Genomic DNA, 24188 nt, shown 5'->3' with positions numbered 1-24188 from the left:
GTTACCTCCAGATGAAGAGCTCGTTCAAGGTCAGGGGTCCTTGCGTGAATGGATTCGGCAGCCCTATCAGGGCAATCCCAACAACGATTCAAAGCAGGCCAGAGTTGTCGCCTAGCCCACCACCAGGCCAAGGCGGTCGCAATGGAGCTTAAGGCCGGCAAAGATCGTACGGGCGTTCGGATGATGGACATCGGGACCCGGCAGGTAGATTCGAGGGCGAGTGGTCGGCATGGCGTTCACGGCTCCAGTGGTGGCGGACGTCACGCCGCCCGCCTTGATGGAGCGACCTCAGGCGCGCGCTGCAGCAGCGCTTGCGCATATCGCTCGATCGCGAACTTGAACGTCCCCCGGAAATTGATGTGCCCGAAGTGCACCGGACCGATCCGGCGCAGCCAGGCATCGTCAATGGCCATGGCGTCCTTGCGCAGGCGCTCCACCACGTCGTTCATGCGGTGTGTATTCCAGGCCAACACGATGTTGGTGAGCAGCGCGTGCGAGCCCGAGATGGCCTTCATCTCGTCGCCCCGACGGCCGCGCTCGGTGGGCAGCTTGCCGGTGTAGACGGCGCGCTGCAGCAGGTGGACCGACTCGCCGCGGCTGAGCAGCGTATGAATCTCGCGCCGGAAGTCCTCGATGGTGATGTAGTCGCAAAGAAAGATGCTGCGCAGCAGCCGGCCCAGGTGGTCGGCGGCCTTGTAGGCCGGATCGCCCTTGGCTGCGCTGCCAAGGTAGCGCAATGCGAGATTGGCGTCGATCTTGCCGATGCGCACCGAGGCGATCACCCGCAGCAGTTCGTCCCAGCCGGCACGTATGGCCTTGAGCGATACCCGTTTGACTGTCACCCGCTCGATGCCTTCGGGAGCTTCGAACCCGGTCGGCAGGTGCAGCTTGCGTTCGGAGAGGTCCCGCAGTCTGGGGCACAGATCGAAGCCGAGCAGTTTGGCGACCGCCATGGCCGGATTCGTATAGCCGTGGGTGTCCACCGCCAGCAAAGACAGCCGGATGCGGTCCTGGCTGCGGTTGTGCTGCTCGACGCCGTTGACTGCCACCCCGGCCTGGCGCTCGTTGTGCACGATGGGCTGGTCGTAGCTGATGCCCCAGCGATCCAGGATGTGGGTGTAGATGCCCACGGCAAAGGTGCGCCGGCGCGGATCGACACGGGCGTTCCACAGGTGGCGTGAAGCATCCAGCGCCATCATGTCCGAAGAGGCCTTCTCGCCGCTGCCCCAGTGTGCGGCCATCGGAATGCGGCCCTGGAATTCGACCACCCGTTCATTCGCGCGCCGCAGGCGGCCGTGGGTCTCCAGTGCGCGCATCGCCACGGAGACCTTGGGCATGTCCAAGCCCGGAATCATGGCAGCCACGCTCTTGGCATCGATGTCCGTGCCGTGGGCGAGCAAGGCGGCGTACAAGGCAAGCAGTTCGGCCACGGTCTGGGCCCGGTGACCCAGCAGCGCTTCGCTGAAGTTGCACAAGGCATCGATCTCCAGTAGGAGGTCAGGGAACTGCACATCGCCGATCCATTTGTAGATCAACTCGCGCATGCGGCGCGGCTCGCCGTCGTCGGGCAACGCACTGACCGGAGGCAGGTGCAGCATGCCGTCGGCGCCAATCTCGACCTTGCCTTTCTCGCAGGCTTCAGCGACTGCGGCGACGCCGGCGCGCAGGTTGTCCTGCAGCCGCTCGAGCAAGTCGTCGACCTTGGCTGGCGCGCCGAGCAAGGCGATGTACCTGTCCCGGTTCCGGGCCCACTCCTCGGGCGAAATGAGCATCTGATCGCGTGAGCGAAAACTCAGGGAATGGTCGATCCAGGCCGCGCCGCTACGCAAGCTCTTGCGCATGGACATCATGGTGCAGGCGGCGAAGGCCTGCAGGCCGCGCTTGGGATCGGCATCGCGCACCAGTTCGCGCCAGGCGGGGCCGACGTCGGGCAAGCTGAAGTCCGCCGGCAGTTCACTGGCCTTCGTGTCCCGAAGCTCGCGCCAGGCGGTCCATTGCTGGAAGCCCGCGTCGTTGGACTGACCACCGAACGCCAGGCCTTCCATGCCGCCGAGGAAGGCGGCAACGCGCTGGTGGTCCGCGGACAGCGCCTGGCGCACCTGAGAGGAAAAGCTCTTGTGCGGAACGTCCAGCAGTTCGCTCAACAGCCGATCGGCTTCAAGGCCTCGCGCTTGCCAGGTCTTGGTCGTGTCGCGCAGGACTTCGCGAGCGATGGTCGCTTGTTGACGCGCCACGGTGTCGGGCTTGCCCCGGATGGCCAGGGCCTTTTGCGCGGCATCCCGAAACAGCTTCTGGCTGCGCCGGCTGCTCTGATGCATCACCACGTCGGTGAATTCGAGCAGGCTCACATGCAGGAAGCACACGAGCTCAATGGTCTGACGCGATTCCTTGAGTTCACGCGTCTTGGCCGGACGGCGGCCCTGGACCTGCTGGGCATAGGCCCGCTGCTTGGCCAGAGCAAGTTTCTCCAGGGCCCATTCGTGCACGGCCAAGGACTTGAGGTAGCGGATCTTGTCAAGGGTTTCGGCGAAGGTGCTGGGGCCGTCCCGTTTGGGTGGGGTCTTGAGCCATTCGAGGTGAGTGGCAATGCCGTCAGGGCGCAGGCTGTAGGCGGAGTCCCGGCAGCGTTTCAGTGCTGGCGTCGGCACAGCGGCGGTGATGGTTTTGAGGATCCCGGCCTCGACAGTTGCGAAGGCATCGCGTGCCCAGTCGCGCACTCGGCGTTCCCCGGGAATCAGGATGCGGTGATCGTAGAGCCAATGGTTGGCCGCGGTGACCAGATCGTCGGCGTGCGAGGCCTCGGCCGCTTGCAAGTGGAGCAAAGCCGTGACTTCGGCCTCTGCGGCCCCGCCCAGGTCGCTCAGGCCCAGGTGGTTCCGAGTCCACAATTGATGCTCATACAGAGTCGGGCGGCGTTGATACAGGCTGCGCAGGCTGGCAATGGACAGGGCCGGCGTGGCAAGTTTTTGGGAAACGTACGCCAGCAGGTTGCGTGGTAGCGCCGCGAAACGATCCAGTGGGCGGCCCGACGCGCGCAAGAACAGAAGTTGAAGTGCGGCGGCACCCCGATGTGGCACCCTGAAACGCTCTCGGATGGCCTCGACGTCTTCAACTGTGAGTTGAAAGAACTGCTCGAGATCGAATTCCGTCAGTCGACTGGGCAAGCTCTCCCGGCCGACGAACCGATAGGCGTACGTGGACATGAACGACATCTCCTCATGAACTCAGGGAAATGTACAACGCCTGAAAGAAGCCACGAATTGCACAAAAAGCGCCAGTTCAGATCGCCCAGAAGCCGCATCAAACAAGGCTTTGATGGCGAACCGTGTCAATCTGCACGGAAAGCACGATTACCCCCTGTAGAGCGCATAGGCCAGGCCGCTGCGTGCAGTGGGCAGCGGCGGCCCTGAAGTCCAGGTGTTGCTCGCCGGGTCATAGATATCGTGGAGATCGGTTCGATCGCCCGGCCCGGTGAACCGGCCACCGATGACGTGAATCTTGCCCCCGGCAGCAATCACTGCCGCGTGATCCCGCGCCTTCGGCAACGGTGCCAAGGCCGTCCACGTGTTCGTGGCCGGGTCGTAGACCTCGTTGGTCGGGACCGTGGCGTTGGCGGGGTTGCGCCCGCCGATCGCATACACCTTGCCGTCGAGCACCGCCACGCCCACGGAGCCGCGACCGGCGCTCATCGGCGCGAGCGTTCGCCATGCGTCTGCGCTCGGGTCATATTCGAGGACCGTTGCCTGCCCGTCCTTGTGCACCGCGCCGACAAAGCCACCGACGGTGACGATCTTTCCGTTCACCACCGCGACACCCAGATGGTCGAGCGCGCGCGGCATGGGGTGGCGCACGCGCCAGGTGTCGGTGGCGATGTCGTAGGCCTCATTGAGAGCCACAGAGGTGCCATCGATCATCCCTCCGAGGGCGTAGAGCTTGCCGCCGACCTCCGCCAGCGAAAGCTCGGCGCGGGACGTGATCATCGGCGCCTTCCGGACCCAGGTGCCCACGGCCGGGTCCGCCTGGCAATGTCCGGCCAAGGCGACAACGCCAAGCACGATGGCCATGGTGCGTGTGACGAGAAATCCGAGCATCTGCATAGGCGTTTCCTGTTTGATCCACTGCCCCGTTCCAGGTCGACACCTTCCTCTATCGCGGCTGCAACATCAAGTCGACCTGATCGATCCAATGCCGGAATGCCGCCATCTGATCGGTGACGAAGCGGCGCGTCGTCTCGTCGATGCAAGCTCCGTCCGGCCCGAACTTGCTCGCTGCGTGGGCGATGAAGACTTCGGGCTTCGACAGGACCATGGCGTCCATGAAAAGCAGCACCTTGCGCAGCTCGTACTGCACGCGGGCCCCGCCGACCGGGCCTGGCGCTGCGCTCAGGATCGCAACCGGCTTGTGGCGCAGTGGCTGGTCGGTGCCGCGCGATACCCAGTCGAGCATGTTCTTCAGCATGCCGGGAATCGAGAAGTTGTATTCCGGCGTTGCAATGAGGATCGCGTCCGCGCGCCGGATGCGATCGCGCAGTGCCTCGACCGGCGCGGGGATTGCATGAGCGAGCACGTCGGCGTTGAACGGCGGAATGTCGCGCCAGTCGACCACGTCCAGCGTCATGGCTGCCGGCATGCTCTGGCCGGCCAGGCGCAGTGCCATGCCATTGAGCGATGCGCTGCGCAGGCTGCCGCAAAGCCCGACGACATCGATGGGGCGCAGGGGCGCCACGGCCTTGGCATCGGCGCTCATTGCCGGGGAATCCCGGCTTGGGCGACGACTTCGCTCCAGCGTTTGATTTCGCGCTCGACCATCGATTTCATCTGGGCCGCAGAGGACGGGGCGGCCTCGCTGCCCAAGGATGCCAGCATCGCCTTGACGCCGGGATCGTCAAGCACCAGGCGCACGCTGCGATCGAGCAGTTCGACCACCTGCGGCGGCGTACCGTGGGGCGCAGCGAGTCCCAGCCAGGACCGGATCTCGAAGCCCTTCAGCACGCTCGCGACGGCAGGCACCTGCGGCATCGACGGCCAGGGCTGCGCGCTGGTGACCGCCAGTGCGCGCAGCCGGCCCGACTGGATGTGCGGTGTCGCAACGGTCAGGGTGTCCGCAAGGATATCGACGTCGCCGGCAATCACCGCCTGCACGGGTGCGCCGCCGCCGCGATAAGGCACGTGCAGCAGCTTGACGCCCGCGCTGACGCCCAGCAGTTCGCCGACCATGTGCTGCGTCGAGCCCACACCGACCGACGTGAAGGTGACCCGGTCCGGCGTTTGCTTCGCAGTGGCGAGGAGTTCGGCGAGATTGCGGGCCGGGTGGTCTGCACGCACGGCGACGACGAAGGGAAAGCTCGTCACGGTCGAGATGAATGCGAAGTCCTTCACCGGGTCGTAGGGCAGCGTCTTGCGCAGCACGGCCGACACCGTGTGCGCACCGGTGAGCATGACGATGTTGTAGCCGTCGGGCCGGGCCTTGGCCACGAAGTCGGTGGCGATCAGGCCGCCCGCCCCGCTTTTGATTTCGACAACCACGGGCTGCTTCAACTTCTCCTGCATCTTCTGGGCGAGCAGGCGTGAAACGACGTCTGCATTGCCGCCCGCGCCGAAGCCGTGGTTCAACTGGATCGGGCGGCTGGGGTAGCCGTCCTGTGCGCGCGCCGAAGGCAGCAGCGCGAGCGCAGCAGCGGTGGCGACGAAGCTGCGCCGGGTCGGGGTCTTCATGGTTGTCTTGTCTCCTGTCGTTGTTATGTGTTGCCGGCCTTGAACCCCTTCCAGGCCGTGTCGTAGTCCGGCTGGAGGTTGGCGGCAGAAAGCGCCTGCACCGTGGGGCGAAACACATGGCGGCTCTCGAACATGAAGGCCAGGGTGTCGTCCAGGCGATGCGGCTTGAGTTCGGCGGTGCTGGCACGCTCGAAGGTGGCGGCGTCGGGGCCGTGCGGCAGCATGCAGTTGTGCAGGCTCACGCCGCCAGGCACGAAGCCTTCGGCCTTCGCGTCGTAGACGCCGCGCACCAGCCCCATCAGTTCGCTCATCACGTTGCGGTGAAACCACGGCGGACGAAAGGTGTCTTCGGCCACGAGCCAGCGCGGCGGGAAGATCACGAAATCGCAGTTGGCGACGCCGGGCGTGTCGCTGCCGGAAGTCAGCACGGTGTAGATCGACGGATCGGGATGGTCGAAGCTGATGGTGCCGAGGGCCATGAAGTGCGCCAGGTCGTATTTGCAGGGCGTCAGGTTGCCGTGCCACGCGACCACGTCCAGCGGTGTGTGGGCCTGCCCGCCTTCCCAGAGATGGCCCATGAACTTGTTGACGATGCGCACGGGGCCAGCGTCTTCCTCGAAGGCCGCGACGGGCGCGAGGAAGTCGCGTGCATTGGCCAGCCCGTTCGATCCGATCGGCCCGAGTTCGGGCAAGCGAAAAGGCGCGCCGTAGTTCTCGCAAACGTAGCCCCGGGCCTCGCCCTGCGGCAGCGCGACGCGCCACCGCATGCCGCGCGGCACCAGCGCGATCTCGCCGGGGGCGACGTGCAGACGCCCCAGTTCCGTGTGGAGCAGCAACGCGCCGGACTGCGGCACGATCAGCAGCTCGCCGTCCGAATTCACGAGGTAACGCCGGTCCATCGAGCGGTTCGAACGATAGATGTGCACCGCCGAGCCGACCTGCGCGTGCGGATCGCCGTTGCCGGCGATGGTCAGCATCCCGTCGATGAAATCCGCGCCTCGGTCCGGCATCGGCCAGGGGTTCCAGCGCAGCCGGTTGGCCGGTGTCTCCGCTTCGGTGAACGGACCGCTGCGCCAGCCGCCGTCGTCGATGCGGGCGAAGGCTTCATGCATGGCGCTGGGGCGCCTTCTGTACATCCAGGTGCGCAGGTTGTGGTTGCGCGGTGCCGTGAAGGCCGTGCCGGACAGCAGCTCTGCATACAGCCCCAGCGGCGCCTGCTGCGGCGAGTTGCGGCCCACCGGCAGGGCCCCGGGGATTGCTTCGCTGGCGAACTGGTTGCCGAACCCGCTTTGGTAGCCGAGCGTTGTGTCGTCCTGCGCGATGTGTGCTGCCATGCGGTCTCCGTCTTTCTTGTCGTCAGTCCTGCCACTGCGGTGTGAAGAAGGTCGTCGGAATCAGGATCTTCGATTCCTGGCTCTGCAGCAGCGGGAGCATTTCCGTCACGTAGGCTTTCCATCCGGCATCGGCCATCAGAAGCTCCCGTCGCTCAGCGCGTTCGTTCATGTCGAGGTAGGCCCACATGTGGATCACCTGGTTGAGCGCGCCGGTTTCGGTGCGGTAGTAGCCGACCATCCGGCCGAGGATGCGGCGCTGTATGGCCAGGCCCTTGGCTTCGTACAACGACAGGTAGGCCCGCCACTGGCCGGGATGGGTGGTGTAGGTGCGTTGTTCCACGAGCATGGTGTATCGAGCCGCCCTTTACAGGCTGTGCCCTCCGTCGATGACGATCCGCGTGCCCGTGGCCGTGCGCAGATGCGTCACGCAGGCCAGCACCGCAAGCGCCACGTCTTGCGGCGTGACGATGCGCCCGAGCGGTGTGGCGGCGGCCTTCTTCAGCAGTTCGTCGCGGTTGCGGCCCTGCACGAAATCGGTGTCGACCGCTGCGGGCGACACGCTGACGAAGCGCACCGGCCCGAAGGCCCTGGCCATCGACACGGTCATCGTGTCGAGTGCGGCCTTGGCTGCGCAGTAGGCGATGTTGCTGCCCAGCCCGGTGAATGCGGACACGGACGACACGTTGACCACGACCGCGTCGGTGGACGCTTTCAGCAGCGGCATGAGCGCACGCGTGATGGCGTAGGGGCCGCCCACGTTGGCGGCGAGTATGTCGTCGAACAGCGCCGGCGCCAGCGCGTCCAGGTCACTGTGCATGATGCGCCGCGTGAAGCCGGCCGAGTTCACGAGCACGTCGATGCGGCCGAAGTCGCGATGCAGGATGTCCGCCATTACGGCGTGCGCCGCACCATCGGTCAGCGGAATCTGCAATGTGCCGTGGCCGACGCCCGGCAGTTCTTCGCACAGCGCCTGCGCACGCGCCGCGCCTTCGTTGTAGCCGATGACGACCGTGGCCCCTGCGTGCGCAAATGCGCGCACGCAGGCCGCGCCGATGCCGCTGCTTCCCCCGGTGACGATGGCGACCTTGCCTTGCAGCGCGCAAGCGCCGTCCTGTGCCGTGCTCATTGAAATCTCCCGCGATGCGCTCGTTTCTTCATGAATGAATGCCCTTGGTCGTTGCGTTCCACGTGCGAGCCCTTCTGCTTTGAACGAGTGCTGTCCGATAGACGGGGCATCGCTATGGCTCCAGCGGGAATTGTTTTCTAATGAGTCGCTTCAAACCAGTCGTTTGTCCATCAATCGAACATGAAAACGCCCTCCGATGCAGGCTCGCTGAAACGAGGCGTGGTAATTCTCAAATTGCTGGCCACTGCAGGCCCGCGCGGACTGGCGCTGACCGAGTTGTCCGAGAAATCGAAGATCCCGCATCCCTCGGTACACCGCATCCTGGGCCAGTTGGCAGCGGAGCGGCTGGCAGTCTTCAACGACGAGCTGCGGCGCTACAAGCTCGGCCCGCTGGCGTTCGAGCTGGGCGTGGCCAGCTCGACCATGCACGACATCCGCGACCTGTGCGAGCCCGCGATGGACACGCTGGCGCGAGAGACGGGCGATACCGTCTACCTTGTCGTGCGCAGCAGTTTCGATGCGGTCTGCATGCATCGCCGCGAGGGCGCGTTTCCCATCCGCGCGCTGGTGCTGGAGGTCGGCAGCCGAAGGCCGCTGGGCGTGGGCGCGGGAGGACTGGCGATCCTTTCGGCCATCGACGACGAAGAGCGCGCGGACATCATCGAGCGGGTCGGCCCGAGCCTCTCTGCCTTCGGGAAATTGTCGACGCAGGATCTGGCGGAAGCCTGTGTGCAGGCACGCGCGCTGGGTGCCGCGGTGATCCAGAACCGCGTGAGCCTGGGCGTCAAGGCGGTCGGCGTGCCCTTCAGGGATTCGATGGGGCAAGCCGTGGGCGCACTGAGCGTCGCGGCCCTGTCGCAGCGCCTGAGCCAGCGACGCATTGCCCAGGTGGCCGACATGCTGCGCAGTGCCACGCAGTCGGTCGAGATCCTGCTGCGCAAGCGGAAGGCCTGAGACAGCGACAGCAGCCGCCTCTTCAGCCGCCGCCGTGCTGCCGCAGGAACGCTTCGATTCGCGTCACGAGGTAGGCCGGCGTTTCGAGCATCGGGTAGTGGCCGCTGTTCGGCAGCAGCTCGATCTGTGCATGCGGGTACATGCGGGGAAAGGTGGCTTGCACAAAGTCCGACGACACGCCCGCGTCGTGCTCCCCCACCAGCACCAGCAGCGGCGCACGCAGTGCTGCGGCCTTGTCGGAGAAATCGGTTTTCGAGAAGGCGTGAAAGTAGTTCTCGAAGGCCACCGTGTCGGCCGTGCTGCGTTGGTGGGCCAGGATCGACCGGGCCAGGGCAGGCGTCAGGCGCGAGCCCAGCGAAGTCTCGATCACGCCCAGCGCCGCCTGATCGCTCTGGCCTGCGGACGCAAACACCGCCGCGACTTCTTCAGGCAGCGGCACGCCGGAGGCCGGCACCGGTGTCACGCACACCGCCGCCTGAATGCGGTCGGGTGCATCGATTGCAATGCGCTGCACCACCATGCCCCCCATGGAGTGGCCGAGCAAGGCAAAGCGCTCCCACCCCAACCGGTCGGCCAGCCCGAGCATGTCGGCGGCAATCTCCGCGATGGTGTGCTCGCCCTGGATGGTGCGGGAGGCACCGTAGCCGCGGTAGTCGGGGAAGACATATGTGAACCTCTCCTCGTCCAGCAGCGGATAGATCGGCGCCCATATGCCATGGTCGCCGAACCAGCCATGCGCGACCATCACCCGCTGGGGGCCGCTGCCCCGGATCTCGTGGCCCAGACTCATGTGCGTTCTCCTTTGCCTGTGTGCGTGTGCGCGCGTGCTGCTTCAGTCGATCTTGATGCCTGCGGTACCGATGACCCTGCCCCATTTCGCCGACTCGTTCGCGATGATGCCCGCGAACTGGGACGGCGTGCCGCCGATGGCCTCGACGGTCTGGTCGTTCAACTGCCGGCGGACTTCAGGGTCGGCCAGCACCTTCTGCAATTCGGAAGACAGTCGCTCGACCACGACGCCCGGCGTGCCCGCAGGCGCATGCAGGCCGAACCAGAGCGCCGAGTCGAAATCGGCGATGCCCGATTGCGCAAAGGTCGGCACCTGCGGCAGCGTTGCGATGCGCTGCCGGCCGATGACCGCCAGCGCCTTGACCCGTCCGGCGTTGACCTGCGCCAGCACCGGCGCCGCCGGCGTGAAGGCCAGGTCCACCCGGCCGGCCATGACATCGGTGAGTGCCTGCGCACCGCCCTTGTAGGGCACGTGGGTCAGGCGCACCTGGGCCACCTGGTTGAACAGCTCGCCATACAGATGGGTGAAGGTGCCGTTGCCCGACGAGCCGTAGCTGAACTTGCCGGGTGCATCCGCTGCCGCAGCGACCAACTCCTTGACGGTGCGGCTGGGCAGGTCGGCGCGGGCGATCAGCAACGCAGGCGCCTCGGCGAGCAGCGTGACCGGCGTCAGGTCTTTCGTGAAGCTGAACCGGAGATTCGGGTACAGGCTGGTGTTGATGACATTCGCGGTGGTGCTCAGCAGCAGCGTGTAGCCGTCCGGCGCGGCATGGGCCACGGCTTCGGCGGCGATGCTGCTGCCCGCGCCTGGCCGGTTCTCGACAATCACGGGTTGCCCGAGGCCTTGTGTCATGCGCGGACCGAGAACGCGTGCGATCAGGTCGCCGGTGCTTCCGGCCGGGAACCCGACGATGATGCGGATCGGCTTTTCCGGGAAGGTGGCGGACACGGCGGTGGTGCATGCGCTCGCGAGTGCGAAGGCTGCGGCCAGAGGCGCGAGAAGAGGCGCAAGAAATGAGAGGCGCATGGCGATGTCTCCTTGTTATGTTCCCCGGGCGCGCCGCTTCGGCGCCGCCGTTCAGCACGAGCCCAGCACGTTGGCCAGCAGGCCCGCCCCGTAAAGCACCGCATTGGATTCATAGTGACGCGGTGCGGTCGCCAGGAACTGCTTGACCGCCTGCACGGCTGGCGCGGGGAAGGACAGCAGGCGCTGCACCAGCGCATCGCCTTCCGCCTGCAGGCGCCCGCTCTCGACGATCCGACCCACGATCCCCGCGGCCAACGCCTCGCGAGCGCCGATGGGCTCCGCGCCGAAGACCAGATGCGCCAGCGCCTTGGCCGGCATCCGGTCCAGCAGCGGGGCCATGGCGATGCATGGCGGAATGCCGCGTTCGAGTTCGCGCAACGCGAAGCTGCTGCCTTCCTCGCACAGCGTGAGGTCGCACCGGGCGGCCAGCACCAGGCCGATGCCCCAGGCGCGTCCGGCCACCAGACCGAGCACGGGTGCGCGGCAGCGGCCGAACGCTTCGTACAGCGCCTGAATCGGCCCCGCGTCATCGCGCAGCACGTCCGCTGCATTGACCCCGGCACCGGGCGGCGGGGGCGCCATGTCTCGGCCGAGGCAGAAGTCCGCACCTTCCGCGCCCAGCACGATCACGCGGCTCTCGCGCACGGCATCCAGCGCTTCGGCCAATGCCAGTGCCATGGTGTTGGTCAATCGGTTGCCGGCCTCTGGGCGCCGCAGCCGGATGGTGGCCACATCGCCTTGCACCTCGCGGCCGATCCAGGAAGATTCGGAAGTGCTCATGGCTTTTTCTCCTGCAGGCGCTCGGCCATCCAGTCGCAAACGAGGCTCAGTGCCGGCTCCGGCCGGTCGAGGTTCACATGGGCTGCACCGCCCTCCTCCTCGGTGAACACGCGCAGTTGCTTGTGGCGCGAACTCACCGCCTCCAGCAGTCGCTGCGCTTCCGAAGGCGGTGCGTGCCGGTCGTTGGCGCCGTGCACGATGAACAGATCGCACTCGATGCGGTCGGCCACGCCTTCCAGGCGGAAACTCTCCAGCTTGCGGAATGCGCTTTCCCAGTCCGGCACGCCGAGTATTCGCAGAATCTGCTTGCCGGTGGTACCCAGCGGCGCGTTGTTGCCCAACTGGGTGGCGCCCTGCCCCGGCACGTAGCCGACACGCCGCACCATGCACGCATGGGTGTCGAAGACCGCGCCCATCACCGCGCAGGCCTTGATCCGTTTCTCGAATGCGACGGCGCGCGGTGCGTAGTAGCCACCCCAACTGGCCGCCACCAGTCCGATGCGTGCAGCGTCCACTTCCGGGCGCTGCAGCAGCCAATCGACGCAGGCCGTCACCGGTTTCTCGAAATCGTGGCGTGCGGTGAGTCCGTGCACGCGCAAGGCCGAACCCTGGCCCGGACCGTCGAAGGCGAGCGTGGTGATGCCGCGGCGCGCGAGATTCAACGCCACGTAGAACATCTCTTCCTTGTTCGCGTCCAGGCCATCCGACAGAAGCGCCACCGGTCCCGGGCCGCGACGGCCCACGGCGGGTACGAGGTAGGCCGGGATCACGCTGCCTTCGAAGGGAATGTCGACCAACTCGATGGCGGGATCGCGATGCTGCGCGAAGGTCGCGAAGCAGGACAGGTGCCTGGCATAGGCCTGCTCGGCGCGAGGGTCGTCCGGGTCCAGCAGCCCTTCGGCCCACTGGTGATAGACCGAGGCGCGCAAGGAGAAGTCGCTGGCACTCACGCGGTGGCCACGGGCAAGCGCGTCGGCCGCAGATTGCTCCAACTGGCGCCCCAGCTCTCCCCATGTGCGATGCCAGGCCTCGACATCGCCGGAGGGCTGCACGCGCGCAGCCTCCCGCAGACGGGAACATGCCCAGTCGATCTCTCCGAACAGTCCGCCTGCGGCGATGGCGCGGAGCACGGCAAGAGACCAGCGGTAGTTTTCGGGGAAGTAGAAGAACATGGTCTTTCGAGCTTGGGTGGCGTCTGTCGGGCAGATTGTTCGCGCACCTCTCTTTCGAGGCCATGGGTTTGTCCGATAGATGAACATGAGAATCGCCAACGGGTGCGCGTGGAGGCGATCTCCTCGGAAAACCGCGACGAACCAGCGGGGATGGCGAAGCGCATCGATATCTGCAGCGTATGAAAAACCAGCTGAAAAAGGTATTTCCGAATATAAAAAGCCTTGCCTACGATGCCCGCATGACAAGCAGAGACAAGCTGCAGGAGCACCCTGCATCGATGGGCTTCGGCATCCGCATGGCACGCACGCCCAGCGTCCTTCCCGTGTTCACCACCAGGGCCGTCTTGCGCGCAAGCGCTTGGGTGGCAGCGAGCGGGCTGTGCGCCGTGCTCGCAGCCTGCGGAGGTGGTGGCAACGGTGGCGGCGGCTTCCTTCCGATCCTGCCGCCCGCGCCCGCCCCTGCGCCGGCCCCCCCGGCACCACCAACTGCGGGACCCACGGCCGAGCAGCTCAAGAGCACATGCAACACGCTCAACGGGCAGGTCATCGAGGGTGTGTCGATCACGAAGACCACCCGCTTCGAGGCCAAGGCGCCGCTCTACGCATCGGGCTTCTGCCAGCTGCTCGGCACGCGCGCACCGTTCCTCGACATCGAGATCGACGTGCCGGACAACTGGACCGGTCGCTACTGGCAGCAAGGCGGTGGCGGTTTCGACGGACGCATCCCCTCGGCGGTGACGATGGACACGGGCGGCGCCGTGATGGCAGTCGATGCCACGCTCGCACTCAAAGGCGCGGTGTATGCGGCCTCCAACGGTGGCAACCGGGCCAGCGTCCCTGCGCAGGCCGCACCGGGCGTGTGGGTGAGCGGCACACCCGAAGGCCAGCAGTCGGCCATCGACTATGCCTACGCCGCCGGCGGCACCACGCTGCGCTTCGGCAAGGCCGTCGCCAAGGCCTTCTTCGGCAAGGCACCGAGCCGCAGCTATTTCAACGGTTGTTCCAACGGTGGCCGCAACGCCTACATCGCCGCACAGCGCTGGCCCGATGAATTCGACGGCATCGTCGCCGGCTGTGAAACCATGGACATGGGCGGGGCCGTCACCGGCCTGATGAACACGGCCGCCAAGGCGGCCACGCCGGCAGAGATCGGCCCGGCCCAGTACGCCGCCGCCTACACGGCGGCCGTGGCGGCCTGCGACGCAAGCGACGGCGCAACCGATGGCTACCTTGCGAACCCTGGCGCGTGCACCTTGCCAGCCGCGTCGCTGCAATGCGGCCAACCCGGTGCGAATGCCGACCCCACGCTGTGCCTGTCGGCTGCGCAGGTTCCCACGCTTGCGGGCCTGCTCGGCAACCTGACGCTGAGCACCGGCGCTACCGCCTACAGCAGCTACAGCTGGACCAACTTCGCGCCTGCGTCCACCATTCCCAGCGTGCCGGCGCTGGGCGTGACCAGCTATGGCGGCCTGGGCGGCGGCTTTGCGTTCCTGGCAACGAACGATCCCCTGTGGTTCGGTGCCCCGCCACCGGGCACGGCGCTGGCTCCCAACCTGGCGAGCTTCGACATCAACCGCGACTACTACCTCTTCAGCAGTGGCCTTCTGCGCCTGGGCGCCGACCACGACAAGAACGCCATCGCGGCCTACGTGGCGTCGGGCCACAAGCTGCTTTCATGGCACGACGCCGGGGACCCGTTGCTGTCGGTCAACGATCACGCCCGCAACTTCGCCACCATGACCCATTCCGCCAAGGGGATGGGGCTGGCCGACCCTCGCAGCAACGCGCGCATGTTCATCGTTCCCGCGTCGACCCACGGGGCGGGAGCCAATCTCGCGGAGGTCGACTGGCTCGGCGCCATCATCGACTGGGTGGAGAGCGGCAAGGCACCGGATCAGTTGACCTACAAGTTCATGGCCGGCGCCACGGCCCGGACGATGCCGGTCTGCGAGGCGCCGAAGTATCCGCGCTACAACGGCACGGGGGACGTCAACGCTGCGGCCAGCTTCACCTGCACACCGTGACGGCCGGAAGACAAAGCACGCAAAGCAGGCGGGGGACTCGCTCCTCGCTTGCATCGTCGCGAGCCGGGTCTACTCAGCGCTGCGCCCCAAGGGATTCGACACACGCCCTTCCCTCACGAGGTGCCGGGCAGTCCCGCGAACCTGCACGTGTCGAAGGCGTGCCCTTTGGGTGATGACGAACGGACACGATAGAAATGCGCCGAGCGCAATGCCGAACGCAATATCCGCCGGGAAGTGCACGCCGACGTAGATGCGCGCCCAGCCCGTGGCAACGGCTAGCAAGCCGAACACCCAGGCCGTCCGGCGAAGCGAGGCCCGCGCCATGAAGGCGAACGTGATGAAGAACATCACGCTGGCATGTGTGGAAGGCATCGAGCCATCGGCAGTGTGCAAGATGTACCCAGGCACGAGGCCTTGTGCGAAGGGACGCTGGAAGCCGATGCCGGCCGCAATGAAGTGCGAGATGACCGAGACCCCGATCGCAGCCATGGCCACCGTCAATATGTAGGCCCGATCCGAAGGCTTCGCGAATGCGGCCCAGCAAAGCACTGCGGCGCACAAAGGGCCGCCCCACACGGCAACCACGCAACCCGTGAGGAGTGCCCACGAGCCCGGGTCCTCACCTGCCACTATCCAATGAAAGAGTTGAAGGTTGATTTCATTCATGGGTCCGGTCCGCAATGAAGATGTCGCGACGAAGACTCCCTCGAAAAAAGTCTATGTCTCGCACCTGCAGGGCACCTGACCTGCGGCTCAGGAAGCCGGGAATTTTGTGAATGCAGCGTAAAGCTGCGGACAAGGAAGGAAAGCGTGGGTCGATATGCAGGCGGCGCGCACGACGGTGCCTGATCGCAGGCTTATGCGGCTGCGTCGGCGGGCGTTGGTGCATGCACCGGTCGCCGACGCCAGGCATCGATGCTCCAGGGGCCTGCACCGGCGGCGGCGATGAACAGGAAGACGAACGAGAACAGCACTGCCGCCTCTCCCTGGTTGAGCGAAGGCGTCAGCACGAAGCCCTTGGACGCATGGCCGATGAAGTACGCGAAGGCCAGCTGGCCCGAGAGCACAAACGCGACCGGCCGCGTGAACAGGCCGATCAGCAGCAGGATGCCGCCGAAGAACTCCAGCACGCCCGCCGCGCCCAGCAGCGAGACGAGTTGGAGGTTGTCGAAGAACGCCACGTGCGGAAAGCCGAAGAGTTTGGCCGAGCCGTGCTGGATCAGCAGGTAGGCCGAGACAATGCGCAGCACCGAGAGAGCGGGCGGAACCAGGCGGTCTGTGTTGGGAATGGTCATGGCGATGAGAGCTTTGGAAGGTTGAATGAAAGAAGAAAAGGCTTTGAAATTCTGTGGTGGCGCCCCGCGCATTCAAAGTTCGAAATTCGTGCTTCGACCCTCGTTTTCTTCAGACATGCCCGCTTCATCCGCCGGATGCGACGACCGCGATCCCCCTGAACTGTCCCGGCTTCGCCGGCGCCGCGGGCCTTGGATAGCGCTCCGGCGAAAAGCGGTGCATCAGTTCGGCCTCCCGAACCGCCGCCAGTTCGAAGTTGGCGTGCTTCACATGGCCGTAGCCGCGGATCGCGAGTGGCACTGCGGCGATGTGCGCCGCGAGCTTCTGGTTGCCTGGTGAAAGCTCGGCCACCAGTTCGTCGAGGCGTGCATCGAACTGGTCGATGAGCGAGCGCTCCAGCCGGCGCTCCTGTGTATAGCCGAAGACATCCAGCGCGGTGCCGCGCAGGTGCTTGCCCAGCGCCAGCCACTTCATGGCCGGAAGCATCCATGCCCCGAGCCGGATCTTGGCGGGTGGCTGTCCGTTCGTGCCGCGCGCGAGCAGCGGCGGCGCCATGTGGAATTCGAGCTTCAGCTCGCCTTCGAACTGGTCGTGCAGCTTCTGCAGGAACGCGCCGTCGGTGTAGAGCCGCGCCACTTCGTATTCGTCCTTGTAGCTCATGAGCCTCAGCAGGCTGCGCGCTGCGTTGCGCGTGAAGGGCAACGCAGCGTCGCCACCGGCCAGGGCCGCTTCGCGCGTCTGCAGGGCGCGGATGCGGGCCTCGTAGCGGTCGGCCCAGGCGGCGTTCTGATAGCCGGTGAGATGCCGGCGCGCGTCCGCCAACAGGGCTTCCAGCGGGCGTTCGTCCGCCTGTTGTGCCTGCGTGTCCATGGGCACTGCGCGCAACTGATCGAGCGCCGTGGAATCGCCCGCCGCAAGCCGCCCGAGCGAGAACGCCGACTGGTTTGCGGCCACCGCCACACCGTTGAGTTCGATCGCATGCATCAGCGCTTCGAGGCTGAGCGGCACCAGCCCGCGCTGCCATGCATAACCAGCCGCGACGATGTTCGCCGCCAGCGTGTCGCCCAGGAATTCTTCAGCGAGGCTCTGCGCGTCGAAGGTCTCGACCTGCTCTTCGCCGGCGACGAAGCGCATCTTCTCCAGCAGCAGGTCCACGTGCAGATCGGCATCCGGATTGCGCAGCGATTCGGCCACCGGAATCTCGTGGATGTTCGCCAGGATGCGCGTGCGGCCATGCCGTACGGTTTGCAACGCATCGGCCGATGCGCCGACCACCACGTCGCAGGCCAGGATTGCGTCGGCCTGCTGCGTGTCGATGCGCACCTGGTGCAGCCGGTCGCGCGAATCGGCCAGGCGCACGAAGCTCAGCACCGAGCCGCCCTTCTGCGCAAAGCCCATGAAGTCGAGCACGCTGGCGGCCTTGCCTTCCAGGTGCGCGGCCATGGCGATGACGGCACCGACCGTCACCACGCCGGTGCCGCCCACGCCGGTCACGAGCAGGTCGTAGGGCGCGGTCCACACATGCGCGGTGGGGTACGGCAATGCGGCCACGCGATGCAGGAACGCGTCGCGCCCCGCAGCCAGCGCACCGCTCTTGCGGCGCAGCTTGCCGCCGGTCACGCCCACGAAGCTGGGGCAGAAGCCCTTGGCGCAGGAATAGTCCTTGTTGCAACTGGTCTGGTCGATCTTGCGCTTGCGCCCCATCGACGTTTCCTGCGGCAGCACGGCCACGCAGTTGCTTTGCACGGTGCAGTCGCCGCATCCTTCGCACACGGCCTCGTTGATGAACAGGCGCTTGGGCGGATCGACCAGCTCGCCCTTCTTGCGGCGGCGACGCTTTTCTGCGGCGCAGGTCTGTTCGTAGATGAGCACCGTGACGCCCGCCATCTCGCGCAGGCGGCGCTGCACATCGTCGAGCGCTGCGCGGTCGTGGAACTCGGTGCCTTGCGGAAAACGATTCTTGATGGCGTCGTACTTGTCGATGGCATCGCTGACGACGACCACCTTGCGCACGCCCTCGGATTCAACCTGCCGCGCGATCGCGTCCACGCTGATCACGCCGTCGATGGGCTGGCCGCCAGTCATCGCGACCGCGTCGTTGAACAAGATCTTGTAGGTGAGCGTCGTCTTGGCCGCCACCGCCTGCCGGATCGCGAGGTAGCCCGAGTGGTAGTAGGTGCCGTCGCCCAGGTTCTGGAACACATGCGGTGTCTTCGTGAACATCGCGTGCGAGATCCAGTCGACGCCCTCCCCGCCCATCTGTATCAGCCCGGCCGTGCTGCGGTCCATCCAGTTGGCCATGAAGTGGCAGCCGATGCCGGCGCGCGCGGTCGAGCCTTCGGGCACCTTGGTGCTGGTGTTGTGCGGACAGCCGGCGCAGAAATACGGCAGGCGCTTGACCGAATCGCTCGCGTTGCCGAGCAGCTCGGGCGGCGTGAAGTCGCGCACATGCTGCAGGTGGTCGCCCAGGTCGTGGTTGTCGGGAAAATGCGCGGCCAGCCAGTGCGCGACCAGCTCGATCAGCCGCGAGGGGCGCAGTTCGCCGAGCGCCGACACCAGCGGCCGGCCGTCGCGGTCGTGCTTGCCGACGAGCACGGGCCGCTCGTGCGCCGGCGCGTTGTAGAAGATGTCGCGCAGTTGCGTCTCGACGACCGCGCCCTTCTCTTCGACGATGAGGATTTCTTCGAGTCCCTGCGCGAAGGCCTTGATGCGCGTCTGCTCGAGTGGAAAGCTCAAGCCGATCTTGTACAGCCGCACACCGGCGCGGGCCAATTGCTCCGGCGAGAGTTCGAGCCGGCGCAGCACCTCCATCAGGTCGTGGTGCGCCTTGCCGCAGGTGACGATGCCCACCTTTGCGTGCTCGCTCACGATCACATGGCGGTCGATGCTGTTGCGGCTGGTGAAGGCGGCCACGGCCGCGAGCTTGTCTTCGAGCCGCGATTCGATGCGCAGCGACGGCAGGTCGGGCCAGCGGTAATGCAGGCCGTCCGGCGGTGCGCGGTGGCCGGTGGCGGTGCTCACGGTGTCCGCGTCTTCCCAGGCCATGACGCGCGCGTTGACCGCGTCGAGGTCCACCGTGCCCGCGCTCTCCACGATCTCGGACAGCGCCGCCATGCCGACCCAGGCGCCCGAGTAACGCGACAGCTCGTAGCCGTACAAGCCGAACTCCAGGTACTCGGCCACGCACGAGGGCTGCATGACCGGCATGCGCCAGGCCATGAAGGCATGGTCGCTCTGGTGCGGCATCGACGACGACACGCAACCGTGGTCATCGCCGGCCACCACCAGCACGCCGCCGTGCGGTGACGAGCCATAGGCGTTGCCGTGCTTGAGCGCATCGCCTGCGCGGTCCACGCCGGGGCCCTTGCCGTACCACATGGCAAACACGCCCTCGACGGTGCGCTCCGGGTCCGACTCGACGCGCTGCGTGCCCAGCACCTGCGTGGCCGCCAGCTCTTCGTTGACGGCCGGCACGAAGCGGATGCCTGTTTCCTTGAAGCGTTCACCCGCCTTCCAGATCGCCTGGTCGACCATGCCCAGCGGCGAGCCGCGGTAGCCGCTGACGAAGCCCTGCGTGTGCAGGCCTCGCGCTGCATCGCGCCGGCCCTGCATCACCAGCACGCGGATCAGCGCCTGCGTGCCGGTGATGAAGACCGAGCCCGAGGGGGCCCAGAGGTTGTCGGAAAGCTGGTAGCCGGGCCGTCTGAGTGCGGCTGTGTCATGTGGGGCGTTCATGCGCAGAATTGTTCTGCGATGCCCTGCGGAAGTGCTTCTTCAATACACTAGCGCAGACCCTTGTTTTAAGAACAATCTTCTCGAAACCCGCCATGAACGTCGATTCGGTTTCTCTTGACGAGCATTGCCTCAAGATTCTTTCTGCGCTGCAGCATGACGGCCGGCAGACGGTGCAACAGATTTCCGAGGCCGTGGGGCTGTCGCCCACGCCCTGCTGGAAGCGCATCAAGGACATGGAAGCCGCCGGCGTCATTCGCGGCTACACCGCACTGGTCGACCCCGAACAGGTCGGCCTGCATGTGTCGGCCGTGGCCGAGGTGAACCTCGACCGGCACAGCGAAGCGATGGTGCAGCGCTTCGAGGAAGCCGTGGCCGCGAGCCCGCAGATCATCCGCTGCGTGTCGGCCACCGGCCCGGCGGATTACATCCTGAACGTGACAGTGCCGGACATGAAGCACTACGAGCGCTTTTTGCACGAAGTGCTGTTCAGCCTGCCCGGCGTCACGCACGTGCGTTCGAGCATCGTGCTGCGCGAGATCAAGTCGGAAACGGCCTTGCCGCTCGACCATCTGCTGCCCGACAAGCCTCGCGCGGTGGGGCCACGACGGCGCTGAACGCATCGGCAGCACGCGCGGAGGCCGCGACGGATAAGATGCAGCGCCCCTGCATGCTTTATCAAGGGGGGACATCTCGATCTACCGTGCCCGCACCATGGCTACGCCCCTCCCCAGCATCCGGTACCTGAACACATGACCAAAGCGCGCGCCGTGCCCATCCCCAGCAACAGCGTGCTTGCGCCGCTCTACGCGGGCGCAGACCTTTTGGACGCCTATGCAATTCAACTGCCGGCGGGGGCCAGCAATGACCTGGAGGTGCTTGCACGCGCCGCGTTGGAGAAACAGGCCTGGTGGATTCGTGCGCTCACAGGGGCCCGCGACGTGGTGATGGCGACCGTCGGCGTCAAGTCGTCGCGCGCCGTCGGTCTTGCCGCCGCGGCGCGTGGACCGGTGATCGGCTTCTTTCCGGTGCTGTCAAAGAGCGCGACGGAATTGGTGCTGGGCGAGGATGATCGGCATCTCGACTTCCGCGTCAGCCTCCAACTTCATACCGATGCAGCCCATGGGCGCGAGCTGGTCGCGGGGACGGTGGTGCATTGCCACAACCGACTGGGGCGCACCTATCTTGCGACGATTGCACCGTTTCATCGCGTGATCATGCGGGCGAGTCTGGAACGGGCGGTGAGAACAATGAAGATTCAAGTAGATGTGGCGTGAGGCGAAGCCTGGCCATTCCCAGCCACCACCAAGCCCAGCTGCATGGCGAGGCCCAGGCGATCCACCATCGGCCAATAGGCGGCAATCTTTCCATCCTGCACTTGGTAGATCACGATGGCGGTCTGCTGAACAGGCTTGTGGGTCGGGGCCGCTCCAGCCCAGACCCCAGAGTGCGTGCCACGCATCGTCCAGCGGACGACCACTCGATCGCCTTGCGCGATGATGTCTTCGATCTTGAAGGCCAGGGGATCAAATGCCGCGTGGAGCGGGCGAATGATTTCCAGGAACCCTTCCACTCCCTGTCCGCCGGGAGTTTCAAGCGAAGGGGCGATGAGAGCCTCGGCCATCGAATAGTTCTTCTGGTTCAGGCACTCTTCATAGAGCTTCATGACCACGGCTGCGTTGGCATGCGCCTTGTCCAACATCTCTTCGAATCGGCTCATCATTGCGCTCCTTGCTTTCGATAGCGGGGACTATAAGGTGGCCACGAGCGCGACCATCGCCTCAGGCGCCGTGGGGTTAGGCGCCAGCGGGGCACCACCGGTGCTCCGACCGGCTGCGCCTCGAAGCTGTTGCGGTAGCTGCCCTTTTCGAGCTCCCCAACGCCCAACTGCTGTACCCCCGACTTGCGTCGCAATCCAAGGTCCGTCCTCTCTCTTTACGTCGCCTCGAAGAAAAGTCTCACAGCGTCGGAACAGATTGATCAATGTGCCATTGTCAGAGCGTCGAGCCGTAGTCACTGCCCTCGGTGACCGGCATTACCTCGCTGTGCTTCAATTGGCAGCGACTACCCTTCAGTGCAGGCGTGAATCACTATTCTGCTTGAGCACACGGCGCACCACCAGACGTACGGCCGGGGCCAGACGGCGAAGCCTCCGTTCGGTGCTCGCGTGCCCAGTCCGCGAGGTCCTTCGGGTAGACCAAGTGGTCTCGGTAGCTGCTGTCATCCATGTCCCAGAGCACGGTAACGAGTGCTGCTTCAAAGGCCCAATAACCGAAGTAGGACGAGCCCTCACCGTCTTTGTGTGTGTCGTGCCAATAGCACTCTTTCATGTTTTTGTACCAGCCATCCAAGAACTCCTGCATGCGCGCCGGGCGGTCTTCCTCTGATGCAACGGTCACCTTGGCCAAGGGCTTGTACGCCGCTGGGTGCAGCAGCACGCGCTCTGCGGGCACGTTGACTCTCGTCAGTTTCTCGACGATGGATTCGAACAAGCCATCGCGGCCTCGGTTGAATTCGGCCTGCTGATCCAGCCAGCCGATGATGATGGGTACCAGCTTGTCGTGGCCCAGCAGGCGACACAGGGACAGCAACCACAGCACATAGACGTAGGCCTCATGCTGGGTGATGGTTAGTGTGTGGGCTTCGTGCGGGGGCGGGTTATCCAGTGGAATGTAACGGTCAAAGGCAGCAATGACCGCGGGTAACTCCGCTACCAGTTCGTCGACTGGGTGACCGGCTGTGTAGCGGAGGATCAACAATTCCAGTGAACTCGTCGCCACACTCCAGGCAAATGAACTGCGGGCAGCCACCACTATTTCCGAGTTGTCTATCTCCGGCGTATACCTTCCGATTCGGTATGTCAGATCATCGTCGCGCTCCAATGCGCGCGCTTCATCCATACATCGCTGCCTGTGTATGCCTTTGAATGCCACGATTTCTCCTAGAGAGTCTCATCGCCTGCGCTGGGTTCGGGCTTCCGGGATTTGCCTGTGCGGCGCCACCGCGCCCAAGGCCGGACGTCTAGGCAGTTGCGGCCACCTGCACCACGGCGTAGTCCACTGGTTGTAGCCGCTGCCCGAACATCTCGCCCGTCCACCGTCCACCGTCCACCGTCCACCGTGCATTGGGATGATGGCCCTGCACGGCGGCGGCCATGCCCCGGTCATGTAGCGATAGTAGGCCATGTGCTCCCGGTGTCGCGCACACTGTCTGCCGCGCGCTCCTGGGCGTCGACGCCGTTGAATACGCCTCCTCGAACCTTGTATCTCAGAGCTTCGGTGCAGATTGATCAACGTCCCATTGCCAGAACGTCGAACCATAGTCACTGCCCTCGATGACGGGCATCATCTCGCCGTGCTTGAAGTAGCGCCGACTTCCCTTCAGTGCAGGCGTGAACCACCATCCTGCTCGCAAGCACAACTCGCCACCCGGTGTGCGATCCGGGCCGGACGGCGGCACCTCTGCTCGGTGCTCGTGCGTCCAATCCGCGAGGTCCTTTGGGTAGACCAAGTGGTCTCGATAGCTGCTGTCGTCGATGTCCCAGAGCACTGTGACCAATGCGGCCTCAAAAGCCCAATACCCAAAATACGACGAACCTTCCTTGTCGGTGTGCGTACCGTGCCAATAGCAGTCCTTCATGTTCTTGTACCAACCATCCAGGAACTCCTTGATCAGCGCAGGCCGGTCCTGCGCATCGGGAGCGGTGGCTTTGGCGAGCGGACGGTAGGCAGCAGGATGCAGCAGCACGCGCTCCACGGGCTCTTTTTCGCCCGTCAATTTCTCCACCACAGCCTCGAACAGGCCGTCACGACCCCGGTTGAACTCGGCGTTCCTGTCGATCCAACTCATGACCGTTGGAATCAATTCGGAATGATCGAGCAGACGGCATAAAGCCAGCAGCCACATCACGTAGACGTAGGCTTCGAGTTGGGTGATGGTGAGCGTATGCGCCTCTTGGGGCGGTGGATTGTTCAGAGGGACATACACACCGAACGCAGCAATGACAGAAGGTAGTTCGCGCGACAGCTCCAAAATGGAATGCCCTGCTGTATAGCGGAGGATCAGCAGTTCGAGCGATTCGGTCGCCACCTTCCATGCATAGCTGCGACGGGCGCCTTCTCGCAGCGCCACGTTGTGAATCTCCTTTCCAAAATCTTCGATTCGATCCTTTAAATCTTCCTCGCGTTCGACAGCCCGATCCTCGGCCAAGAATCGCTGCCTGCGAATGTCGCTGAATTTCATG

At 65.3% G+C, this 24188-nt stretch carries 21 protein-coding genes; 4 read left to right on the top strand and 17 right to left on the bottom strand.

Going from position 1 to position 24188, the window contains the following annotated elements:
- Positions 1 to 260: 260 nt before the first annotated feature.
- The 7 genes from H7F35_RS29030 to H7F35_RS29000 form a co-directional block, all read right to left on the bottom strand.
- Entirely contained in the window at positions 261 to 3203 is a 2943-nt protein-coding gene (locus H7F35_RS29030) for a Tn3 family transposase (RefSeq protein WP_187109962.1), read from the bottom strand.
- Positions 3204 to 3350: 147 nt separating this feature from the next.
- Positions 3351 to 4097: a Kelch repeat-containing protein gene (locus tag H7F35_RS29025; RefSeq protein ID WP_187109961.1), complete on the bottom strand. Its 747-nt coding sequence runs from the start codon at positions 4095 to 4097 to the stop codon at positions 3351 to 3353.
- A gap of 49 nt (positions 4098 to 4146) precedes the next feature.
- Positions 4147 to 4746 (bottom strand): NADPH-dependent FMN reductase, encoded by a 600-nt coding sequence (locus H7F35_RS29020; RefSeq protein ID WP_261803402.1) that lies wholly within the window; start codon positions 4744 to 4746, stop codon positions 4147 to 4149.
- Positions 4743 to 5714, bottom strand: a complete 972-nt coding sequence (locus tag H7F35_RS29015) for a tripartite tricarboxylate transporter substrate binding protein (protein WP_187109960.1) — start codon at positions 5712 to 5714, stop codon at positions 4743 to 4745. Before H7F35_RS29015 ends, H7F35_RS29020 begins: the two co-directional genes overlap by 4 nt.
- Before the next feature lie 23 nt (positions 5715 to 5737).
- On the bottom strand, positions 5738 to 7048 hold the full coding sequence (gene hmgA, locus H7F35_RS29010) for a homogentisate 1,2-dioxygenase (RefSeq protein WP_187109959.1): 1311 nt from the start codon (positions 7046 to 7048) through the stop codon (positions 5738 to 5740).
- Positions 7049 to 7070: 22 nt separating this feature from the next.
- Positions 7071 to 7394 carry an NIPSNAP family protein gene (locus tag H7F35_RS29005; RefSeq protein ID WP_187109958.1) on the bottom strand — a complete coding sequence of 108 codons (324 nt, stop codon included), beginning with the start codon at positions 7392 to 7394 and terminating at the stop codon, positions 7071 to 7073.
- 18 nt (positions 7395 to 7412) lie between these two features.
- Complete coding sequence (locus tag H7F35_RS29000; RefSeq protein ID WP_187109957.1) at positions 7413 to 8174, bottom strand: SDR family NAD(P)-dependent oxidoreductase; 762 nt, start codon at positions 8172 to 8174, stop codon at positions 7413 to 7415.
- Positions 8175 to 8354: 180 nt separating this feature from the next.
- Here H7F35_RS29000 and H7F35_RS28995 point away from each other — a divergent pair, with 180 nt between their 5' ends.
- A complete protein-coding gene (locus H7F35_RS28995; RefSeq protein WP_187109956.1) occupies positions 8355 to 9128 on the top strand; it encodes an IclR family transcriptional regulator in 774 nt (257 codons plus the stop codon).
- Positions 9129 to 9150: 22 nt separating this feature from the next.
- Here H7F35_RS28995 and H7F35_RS28990 read toward each other — a convergent pair whose 3' ends face one another.
- From H7F35_RS28990 to H7F35_RS28975, 4 genes are read right to left on the bottom strand one after another with little or no spacing between them, the layout of a single operon-like run.
- On the bottom strand, positions 9151 to 9918 hold the full coding sequence (locus tag H7F35_RS28990; protein ID WP_187109955.1) for an alpha/beta fold hydrolase: 768 nt from the start codon (positions 9916 to 9918) through the stop codon (positions 9151 to 9153).
- 42 nt (positions 9919 to 9960) lie between these two features.
- The gene (locus H7F35_RS28985) at positions 9961 to 10944 is read right to left on the bottom strand and encodes a Bug family tripartite tricarboxylate transporter substrate binding protein (RefSeq protein ID WP_187109954.1); all 984 of its coding nucleotides are present in this window, start codon (positions 10942 to 10944) and stop codon (positions 9961 to 9963) included.
- Between the two features lie 51 nt (positions 10945 to 10995).
- A complete protein-coding gene (locus H7F35_RS28980) occupies positions 10996 to 11724 on the bottom strand; it encodes an enoyl-CoA hydratase/isomerase family protein (protein WP_187109953.1) in 729 nt (242 codons plus the stop codon).
- Positions 11721 to 12896 (bottom strand): alpha/beta hydrolase family protein, encoded by a 1176-nt coding sequence (locus tag H7F35_RS28975; protein ID WP_187109952.1) that lies wholly within the window; start codon positions 12894 to 12896, stop codon positions 11721 to 11723. Before H7F35_RS28975 ends, H7F35_RS28980 begins: the two co-directional genes overlap by 4 nt.
- 239 nt (positions 12897 to 13135) lie before the next feature.
- Between H7F35_RS28975 and H7F35_RS28970 the strand changes: the two genes are divergently transcribed.
- Complete coding sequence (locus H7F35_RS28970) at positions 13136 to 14920, top strand: tannase/feruloyl esterase family alpha/beta hydrolase (RefSeq protein WP_187109951.1); 1785 nt, start codon at positions 13136 to 13138, stop codon at positions 14918 to 14920.
- Between the two features lie 69 nt (positions 14921 to 14989).
- On the opposite strand, the gene H7F35_RS28965 is transcribed toward H7F35_RS28970, so the two are convergent.
- The 3 genes from H7F35_RS28965 to H7F35_RS28955 all read right to left on the bottom strand — a co-directional run bounded on the left by H7F35_RS28965 (position 14990) and on the right by H7F35_RS28955 (position 19948).
- Positions 14990 to 15586, bottom strand: a complete 597-nt coding sequence (locus tag H7F35_RS28965; RefSeq protein ID WP_187109950.1) for a phosphatase PAP2 family protein — start codon at positions 15584 to 15586, stop codon at positions 14990 to 14992.
- 191 nt (positions 15587 to 15777) lie between these two features.
- Complete coding sequence (locus tag H7F35_RS28960; protein WP_187109949.1) at positions 15778 to 16215, bottom strand: DoxX family protein; 438 nt, start codon at positions 16213 to 16215, stop codon at positions 15778 to 15780.
- A gap of 124 nt (positions 16216 to 16339) precedes the next feature.
- The gene (locus H7F35_RS28955) at positions 16340 to 19948 is read right to left on the bottom strand and encodes an indolepyruvate ferredoxin oxidoreductase family protein (RefSeq protein ID WP_187109948.1); all 3609 of its coding nucleotides are present in this window, start codon (positions 19946 to 19948) and stop codon (positions 16340 to 16342) included.
- A gap of 92 nt (positions 19949 to 20040) precedes the next feature.
- Between H7F35_RS28955 and H7F35_RS28950 the strand changes: the two genes are divergently transcribed.
- The gene (locus H7F35_RS28950; protein WP_187109947.1) at positions 20041 to 20562 is read left to right on the top strand and encodes an Lrp/AsnC family transcriptional regulator; all 522 of its coding nucleotides are present in this window, start codon (positions 20041 to 20043) and stop codon (positions 20560 to 20562) included.
- Between the two features lie 135 nt (positions 20563 to 20697).
- Positions 20698 to 21222 (top strand): DUF2867 domain-containing protein, encoded by a 525-nt coding sequence (locus H7F35_RS28945; RefSeq protein WP_187109946.1) that lies wholly within the window; start codon positions 20698 to 20700, stop codon positions 21220 to 21222.
- Here H7F35_RS28945 and H7F35_RS28940 read toward each other — a convergent pair.
- The 3 genes from H7F35_RS28940 to H7F35_RS28930 all read right to left on the bottom strand — a co-directional run bounded on the left by H7F35_RS28940 (position 21204) and on the right by H7F35_RS28930 (position 24187).
- Positions 21204 to 21665 carry an ester cyclase gene (locus H7F35_RS28940; RefSeq protein WP_187109945.1) on the bottom strand — a complete coding sequence of 154 codons (462 nt, stop codon included), beginning with the start codon at positions 21663 to 21665 and terminating at the stop codon, positions 21204 to 21206. The genes H7F35_RS28945 and H7F35_RS28940 overlap by 19 nt on opposite strands.
- A 370-nt stretch (positions 21666 to 22035) precedes the next feature.
- A complete protein-coding gene (locus H7F35_RS28935) occupies positions 22036 to 22845 on the bottom strand; it encodes a PoNi-like cognate immunity protein (RefSeq protein ID WP_261803401.1) in 810 nt (269 codons plus the stop codon).
- 367 nt (positions 22846 to 23212) lie between these two features.
- Complete coding sequence (locus H7F35_RS28930) at positions 23213 to 24187, bottom strand: PoNe immunity protein domain-containing protein (protein ID WP_187109944.1); 975 nt, start codon at positions 24185 to 24187, stop codon at positions 23213 to 23215.
- Position 24188 lies beyond the last annotated feature (1 nt).

Origin of the sequence: Variovorax sp. PAMC26660 (genome assembly GCF_014302995.1) — a bacterium.
Classification (GTDB): Bacteria; Pseudomonadota; Gammaproteobacteria; order Burkholderiales; family Burkholderiaceae_C; genus Variovorax.
The sequence above is the reverse complement of the archived record's forward strand: the minus strand, read 5'-3'. Positions and strand labels throughout refer to the sequence as shown.